This window comes from Intestinibacter sp., from assembly GCF_022780145.1.
Classification (GTDB): domain Bacteria; phylum Bacillota; class Clostridia; order Peptostreptococcales; family Peptostreptococcaceae; genus Intestinibacter.
On record NZ_JALEXO010000203.1, the window covers coordinates 1 to 7,881 of the forward strand.

A 7,881-nucleotide genomic window follows, 5' to 3' on the forward strand; every position below is an offset into this window, starting at 1 on the left:
TAGCAGAAAATAAATTCTATGTTGGTGTTCAATACCATCCAGAATTCAAGAGTAGACCAAATAGAGCTAACCCAATTTTCAAGGGATTTATAGAAGCTGCAGTTAGTATGTTATAGAAAATTTAAAAAAATTAAATTAAAATATTATTAAATTATAAAGTAAATAAAATTCAGATGAGGTGACACGATGGATAGCAAAAAGTTTGTAATGTCTTATAGTGGTGGAAAAGACTGCATGCTTGCCATGTATAAAAAAATAAAAGAAGGATTTACACCTGTGGCATTGATCACTACTATAAAAAAGGATTCAACAGATTCTTGGACACATTCAATAAATAAGAGATTATTAGAAGAAGCTAGTAAAAGCTTAGATATACCTATAATATACGTTGAATGTGATATTAGTGAATACGAGACAGAATTTGAAAAGAAATTATTAGTGGCAAAGGAAATGGGAGCTACTACAGTAGTATATGGAGATATAGATATAGAGCTTCATAAAAAGTGGGACATAGATAGAGCTACTAATGCTGGTCTTGACTACGAATTGCCTCTATGGAATAAAGATAGAGAAGCACTTGTCCATGAATTTATAGATAGTGGATTTAAGGCTGTGATAAAAAAAGTAAATTTGGAAAATATGAGTGAGGATTTTTTAGGCAAGGTATTAGATAAAGACCTTGTAGAAGAAATCAAGAAAACTGGATCTGATGCGTGTGGCGAAAATGGAGAATACCATACTTTTGTAGTAGATGGTCCGATTTTCAATAATCCTATAGGTTTACAAATATTAGGTAAAACTATAGAAAACGGATATGGAATTTTAGATGTTAAATAGGAGTATCAATATATTTTAATAAAGGTGCTGTTTAGACGATGAAAATTTGTTTAAATAGCACCTTTTTTATAATACATAGGAAATTATATAATATTAAAAAAATAAATTCTTATAAAAGCGATATGTTCATATAAATATTATAAATTCAAATATTTTTGTATTACAAATTTCTGAGGAGGGGTTTTATGTTGGTCGATTCAGTTGAGATTAAAATAAGTGAGAAGGAGGCTTTGAAAAGTTTAGTTGAGAAAATTCCGCTTTTAAGTAAAGTAATACAATTTAATAAGAAAATCAATGATATAAACCTGAGATATATAGAGTATAAAATTTTAAAATACAAGGTAGATAAAATAGAGAATGGATTTTTAAAAAGCGATTATAGAATTATTATTCTAAATACTTATACAGGTCATACTAAGCTCGTAGATGAAGTTCCAGCTACGGTAAAAAGATATATTGCAAGTAGCTGTGTAGAAAAATCTAAGATAGATGATTATTTTTTTAAAAACAATATTAGAAATGAAATAGAAAGACGATATAGAAAATATGAAAGTGAAAATATAGTATTGTCAGATGTATTTAGCATATATAAACCGTATTGGAGTTGTAGTTACAACGGTAAAAATATATTTTTAGAGGCATAGAGAAACTGAGGAGTTATTTTAAAAGCTCCTCAGTTTTTTTAATAAATTAATTAGATTGTTTTTTAGTTAAATAATCTAGGCTTTTTATTGTATAGCCTTCATTTTCCCAGTGAGTTAGGACCTCGTCTAATATTTCTGCGTTAGTTTGTGAGTTTGAGTGAAGTAAAACTATGGCTCCAGGATGAGTTCTAGAGTAAATTTTGTTTTTGGCTTCTTCATGGCTAGGTTGGTTTGAATCGTACCAATCTACATATGCAAAGCTCCAAAATATAGTAGAATACCCTAAGTCCTGTGTGTATTTCAAAGATCTCTCGCTGAATTTGCCCATAGGAGGTCTGAAGTATTTAGGCATATCTTTGCCGGTTACTTCTTTGTAGGCTTTTTCTACAGAGAGTATTTCGTTTTTAAATTTATCTACATTGTCTATACTAGCCATAGATACGTGGCTTTTGGAATGGTTGCATACTAGATGACCTTCGTTTACCATTCTCTTTACTAAATCAGGGTTGCTTTTTATGTAGTGTTCGACTACAAAAAAATTAGCGGGTGCGTTGTGTTTTTTTAGCGTATCTAGAAGAAGATTTGTGTATCCATTTTCGTATCCAGCGTCAAATGTCAGGTATATGACCTTTTCGTCTTTGTCGCCTACATAATAGGTGTCGTAATTTTTAAAGAATTCAGCTTCCTTTATAGGGTCAGGCTGCTTGTGGTCTTCTCTAGGATTGAAATACCAATTGTACTCTCGAGTACTTAAATCACCGTCTAAAATTTGAGTTTTAGATTTATTAAATAAATTAGAATTTGTAATTGCGATGATTCCAAGTAAAATCGCGAAAAATCCTATAATAAAGTAATTTCCGTAATTGTTGTTTTTCAAAGTAAGTCCTCCTCATAAATTAATTTAAATTAATAATATTTTCTTTAAAATTGGCTAAAAATATTCCTGTAAAATATTAATAGGAAAAATTTTGTTTTAAATGGTTATTATTGTATAAAAAAATTTTATTTATTAATGCGACGTAATGTAGTAAAGTATAATTTATAAATGTAATGATTAAGATTTAGAAAGGAGATATTATATGGAAAAAAGGGTTATAAGTATTGTAAAAGATGTAGTTTTTTTAGATATAGAGACAAGTGGATTAAATCCTAAAAACAGTGAAATTCTAGAAATTGGAGCTATAAAAGTAGATAAAGAAAACAATATATCTATTTTTGATACACTTGTAAAAAATAAATTTAAAGTTCCACCTGAAATTTTTTCTCTTTGCAAAAATCTTAATCAAAAAGACTTAGATAAAGCTCCTCTATTAGATGAAGTCAAAAAAGATTTTTTAGATTTTATAGAAGATAAAACAATAATTTGTCACAATAAAAATTTTGAAAAAGAATTTTTAAGCTTACATATAGGTAAAATAAATAATAAATTTATAGATTCTATGGAATTGGCGGCTATTTTAGAACCCTTTCACAGAGAATTTAACTTAGATTATTTAAAAAAAGCAATTACGAAAAATAAAGAAGACGAAGTACACAGGGCTATTTACGATGTAGTTGATACTATAGATGTGGTAAATGCTCTAATTTTAAGATTTAAAGATAGACTTGAAAAGGACGACAAGCTAACATTGTATCCGTTGACGTTTGAAATAGATTCTTATCTAAATAAACACTCACTTGAAAATTGGGATTGGTCTGAGTACATAAATGGTGCAAATTACGATTTGAAGGATTTGACAAATACAGTATATGAAAAAAAGGAAGATAAGAAAGCTAAAATTGATAATTCAAAGGAAGAAGAAATTTTTAAATTGATGGGAAAATACAATGCAGAATATGAAGAGCTTTTAAAAGAGGAAAGTATTTGGGGCAGTAAAAAGGGATTTATCTATGAATTTAGACAAGGTCAATACGATTTGACTAAATTGATTAGAGAGACTTTTAACAATATATCTAGCAATATAGCGTGTATAGAGGCACCTACAGGAATTGGAAAAAGCGTAGGGTATTTGCTTCCAGCTGTGTTAGAGGCGAGATATGCTAAAAAGAGAATAATAATTTCAACTGCCACAAAAGAGCTTCAGGTTCAGCTTATGGATAAGGATTTGCCAAATGTGATAAACTCATTAGGTCTTTCAGGAAAAGTCAGCTATGGATATATAAAGGGCAAAAACAACTACATATGCAAGAGTAAATTTTACGATTATAAGAAAGATTATGAAGCCGAGAATCCAACTTACGAGGACATATTATCTATAATAATTATCGAAAATTTAATAAAGGATGGAAAATACGGAGATATCGAGGAGATAAATTACTGGGTTTTAAATCATTTTAAAGAGCTTAAAAATCATTTACTTAAAGTAGTCTGTGATGTCGACTTATGTAAGCCTAAAAAATGCTATGAAAACTGTCTATACAAAAAAAGAGTCGAGGAGCTAAAGGATGAAGATATTACAGTTATAAACCACTCTCTACTTGCTAGATGGCCCTATGTAGACGAAAAGCCTCTAGAAAATATTATAGTAGATGAAGCTCACAATCTAGTCGAAAAAGGATATGATTTTTTCTCACAGGAGATAGAATATAATAGCTTTAGATATTTTTTAAAAGAGATCTATCCGAGTGAATTTTCAAGTACTTCTAGATACTACAACGAAATAAGAGAAAGACAAAAAAGGAAAATAAAGCCGATAGATAGATTTTATGCAGAGATTAAATTGGACAGGGAGATAAAACAAAAGATAAGCAGAAATATAAATTTTATATTTGAAAAAATACACGAAATACTAGATTTCGGCGTAGATGAAGGATACGACTCATTAGTAAATTACGATTTGAGTTGGGAGCTAAATTTACAACAAGATGATGAAATTGGTGTTTTATATAAAAACAACCAGTATATAAAGGTCACTTACAAGCCATATACTCAAGTAGTAAAGTACAATGTCGAAGGCATATTGTCTAACGTGAAGCAGATAATGTTATTATTAGATAGAAATATGGAGGATGACTGGATAGATAAGGAAAGTGAAATATACAAATACGGAAAATCAAAGCTAAAGGATTTGGAGGAAATATCTATAACCTTAGAAAAATTTTTAGAATACGAAGAGGACGATTTATTTTCGAGAATAGTGACTATCTCAAATGATTTTAAAAACTTTTCGATTAAAGTAGTTCCTCTAAACTTAGCAGATTTATTTAGAGAAAATATACTCTCTACCTTGACTAGTGGAATTTTTCTATCTGCTACATTAAGTGTCGACAACGATATGGAGTATTTTACAAACACTTTGGGAATCGACAAGGTAAATAATACTAAAAAAATTATAGACCCTATTTACGACTACAAAAAAAGATTGGAGATTATGAAAATCACCGATATGGGAGGCTATAGAGATGAACATTTCATAGAAAATATGGCTTTAAATATAGAAAAATCTATAGAGGCTACTAATTCAAACGTACTATGTCTTTTCAACAGCAGAAAAAGACAGGAGGATACATACGGTATTTTAGTAGATAGATTGCACGAAAAAGACATCGAAATATATACAAACAAAAAAGGAATTAAATCACTAAAAAATGTAGAAAATAAAAGTGTAGTCTTAGGCTCTAAGGGTTGCTTTGAAGGTGTGGATGTACCTGGAGATGGACTAGTATGTGTAACTCTAGATAAAATGCCTAACTTAAATCCAAGAGATCCGCTTTATTTTAGCATAATGACTAAATTTAAAAGGAGTTATTTTCAAGTAAACTACCCTCAGATGATAATAAAAGTAAAACAAGCATTAGGGAGAATACTTAGAAGTAAATACGATTACGGAGTGTTTATCGTATTTGATATGGGAAATAACGATTATATAAACAAAAAACTAGAACAAAACCTCCACGGCTGTAAAATAACAAATATTAGAAGCTCTGATATTGAAAATTATATACGCTATCATATGAAAAAGAGCAGAAAAGATATAATCGTAGAGCTAATAACAGACATATTAAAAAACAATCAGGTTAAATCACATACTTTAAATCTAGCAGATTATGTAAATAGACAAATAAAACAGAGATCTATAAAAGCAAGTGTAAAATATTATGAAAATCAAAAAAATAAGTTGCTAGTGCAGTATTATGATGTAAAATATATTGTAGATATTGATAAAATATGTTAAATATTGAAAATCTAAAAAGAAGGGAGAATTGCTCAAATTCTGAGTGAAAAATTATGGATTATATTTTATTATTAGTAGGATTTTTATTTTTAATTAAAGGAGCAGATGGATTCGTATCAGGAGCATCATCTATAGCTAAAAAATTTAGTATCCCTCCTTTAATAATAGGTCTTACAATAGTCGCATTTGGGACGAGTGCGCCGGAAGCAGCAGTAAGTGTTACGGCAGCTCTAAAAGGCCAAAATGATATGGCAATAGCGAATGTAGTAGGATCTAATATATTTAACTTTTTAGTTGTAATAGGTCTAACATCTATAGTAAAGCCTATCAAGGTTCAAAAGAGTACGATTATAAAGGAGTTTCCATTTGTAACCTTGGCTTGCTTTGTACTTGCAGTAATATCACACGATACTAGATTCCAAGATGGAGCTACACAAAATATGTTATCTAGAGCAGATGGGTATATATTACTAGCATTGTTTGCGATATTTATGTACTACTTAATTGAGATGGCTCTTACATCTAAGGATCAAGCACAAGAAGACGAAGTCGAAGAAATTGCACTTTCAAAAAGTATACTATACAGTATTTTAGGAATCGCTGGAATAGTAATAGGTGGTCAGTTAGTAGTAAACTCAGCTAGCAATATAGCTCTAGCTTGGGGTATGAGTGAAAACTTAGTAGGCTTAACTATAGTATCTGTAGGAACTTCTCTGCCAGAATTAGTTACAAGTCTAGTTGCAGCTAGAAAAGGCGAAAGTGATATAGCTATAGGAAATGCTGTAGGTTCAAACGTATTTAATTTGCTATTTGTACTTGGTATATCAGCATCAATACACAGTATAGCAGTTCATCCGATTGTATTTTACGATATGCTTGTAATGATACTTACAACTCTTTTAGCTTATTTGCTTTCAGCTACAAAGAGAACTATTAGTAGAGGAGAAGGCGTCGTTTTATCATCACTTTACGTCGTGTATTTAGCTTATATAATAATGAGATAAAATAATTTATAGTGCTTGAAGTGATTTATCACTTCAAGACTTTTTTGTGTTGAAGGAGGGAATATATGGATATACAGGTTATAATAAACCAAATGGTCATATTGTTTTTAGTTATGATAGTAGGATATATAGCCAACAAAGTAAAAATACTAGATAAAGAGTTAAATCAAAAATTATCTTCATTGGTGTTAAATGTAACATCGCCTGCACTTATTTTATACTCTGTTTCAGAGCCTGTAGAAGGTGATTTGAATACCGTGCTTCAGATATTTTTACTTTCAGTAGCTGTATATGTCGTATTGCCGTTTATAGGCATATTTTTTGCTAGAATTTTAAAAGTAGCTAAAGAAGATAGAAATTTATATCAATTTATGACTATATTTTCAAATATAGGATTTATGGGGTATCCAGTAATTCAAGCAATATTTGGAAAGGAAGCTCTATTTTTTGCATCTATATGCAATTTAGTTTTTAATATATTCTGTTTTAGCTATGGAGTATTTTTAATATCTGGAGCGGGAAAGGTATCGTTTGACTATAAGAAATTGATAAATCCAGGTATAATTTTTTCTATAATAGCAGTTGTAATTTACCTTACAAAATGGCAGATGCCTGTGATAATCGGTGAGACGTCAGATTTAGTAGGGTCTATAACGACACCACTTGCTATGATGATAATAGGTTCTTCTCTAGCAGAAATTCCAATAAAGGAAGTAGTAAGCGATATCAGAATATATATTTATACGATAATAAAACAAATTATTATGCCTATTTTATTTTGGTGGGTGCTTAAGTTTATCGTGCACGATGCTATGGTTTTAGGAGTTTTAGTCGTTTTAATAGCTATGCCTGTTGGAACTATTGCGATTATGTTTTGCAACCAATTTGGAGGGAATACATCGTTAGCATCGAAGTCAATATTTATAACAACACTCGCCAGTGTATTTACAATACCGACATTGGTGTATTTGTTGTTTGCTTAAAAACAGGAGGTAACATATGGCAAAGAAAAAGGTATACGCTATAAAAGAAGGATTTGATTTTTCAAAAAATGAGAGGGTACAAAATAAATTAGTGGACTCTTGGAGCGAGTGTCAAAAGTACATAAAAGGTGTAAAAGGGGCTATATATAAAAGTTTTGAGGATGTAGAGGAGGCAAAATCTTTTTTACAAAAGGGAAGCGAATTACTGAGAAAAGGAAAAGATCCTTACGATGAAAAC

At 30.1% G+C, this 7,881-nt stretch carries 8 protein-coding genes; 7 read left to right on the forward strand and 1 reads right to left on the reverse strand.

Annotation, left to right across the window (positions count from 1 at the left end; all coding sequences use genetic code 11):
- From MR593_RS13580 to MR593_RS07925, 3 genes are all read left to right on the forward strand, one after another.
- On the forward strand, positions 1-116 hold a 116-nt coding region (locus tag MR593_RS13580; RefSeq protein ID WP_290691682.1), incomplete at its 5' end, for a glutamine amidotransferase-related protein.
- Positions 117-186: 70 nt separating this feature from the next.
- A complete protein-coding gene (locus MR593_RS07920; protein WP_290691672.1) occupies positions 187-837 on the forward strand; it encodes a diphthine--ammonia ligase in 651 nt (216 codons plus the stop codon).
- A gap of 185 nt (positions 838-1,022) precedes the next feature.
- Positions 1,023-1,481, forward strand: coding sequence for a hypothetical protein (locus tag MR593_RS07925; protein WP_290691674.1), 459 nt, complete (start codon positions 1,023-1,025; stop codon positions 1,479-1,481).
- Positions 1,482-1,527: 46 nt separating this feature from the next.
- On the opposite strand, the gene pdaA is transcribed toward MR593_RS07925, so the two are convergent.
- Positions 1,528-2,358: a delta-lactam-biosynthetic de-N-acetylase gene (pdaA, locus tag MR593_RS07930; protein ID WP_290691675.1), complete on the reverse strand. Its 831-nt coding sequence runs from the start codon at positions 2,356-2,358 to the stop codon at positions 1,528-1,530.
- 202 nt (positions 2,359-2,560) lie between these two features.
- Between pdaA and MR593_RS07935 the strand changes: the two genes are divergently transcribed.
- The 4 genes from MR593_RS07935 to MR593_RS07950 form a co-directional block, all read left to right on the forward strand.
- Positions 2,561-5,656 carry a helicase C-terminal domain-containing protein gene (locus MR593_RS07935; RefSeq protein WP_290691677.1) on the forward strand — a complete coding sequence of 1,032 codons (3,096 nt, stop codon included), beginning with the start codon at positions 2,561-2,563 and terminating at the stop codon, positions 5,654-5,656.
- Positions 5,657-5,709: 53 nt separating this feature from the next.
- A complete protein-coding gene (locus MR593_RS07940) occupies positions 5,710-6,660 on the forward strand; it encodes a calcium/sodium antiporter (protein WP_290691678.1) in 951 nt (316 codons plus the stop codon).
- Between the two features lie 65 nt (positions 6,661-6,725).
- Positions 6,726-7,643 (forward strand): AEC family transporter, encoded by a 918-nt coding sequence (locus MR593_RS07945; protein ID WP_290691679.1) that lies wholly within the window; start codon positions 6,726-6,728, stop codon positions 7,641-7,643.
- A gap of 16 nt (positions 7,644-7,659) precedes the next feature.
- Positions 7,660-7,881: RNase H1/viroplasmin domain-containing protein (locus MR593_RS07950; protein WP_290691680.1), on the forward strand; the 222-nt coding region annotated here is incomplete at its 3' end.

Bases quoted from the DNA above. Each gene is read 5' to 3' on its own strand.
- MR593_RS07925 (WP_290691674.1), top strand. From the start codon at position 1,023: ATGTTGGTCGATTCAGTTGAGATTAAAATAAGTGAGAAGGAGGCTTTG.
- MR593_RS07945 (WP_290691679.1), top strand. From the start codon at position 6,726: ATGGATATACAGGTTATAATAAACCAAATGGTCATATTGTTTTTAGTT.
- MR593_RS07935 (WP_290691677.1), top strand. From the start codon at position 2,561: ATGGAAAAAAGGGTTATAAGTATTGTAAAAGATGTAGTTTTTTTAGAT.
- MR593_RS07940 (WP_290691678.1), top strand. From the start codon at position 5,710: ATGGATTATATTTTATTATTAGTAGGATTTTTATTTTTAATTAAAGGA.
- MR593_RS07920 (WP_290691672.1), top strand. From the start codon at position 187: ATGGATAGCAAAAAGTTTGTAATGTCTTATAGTGGTGGAAAAGACTGC.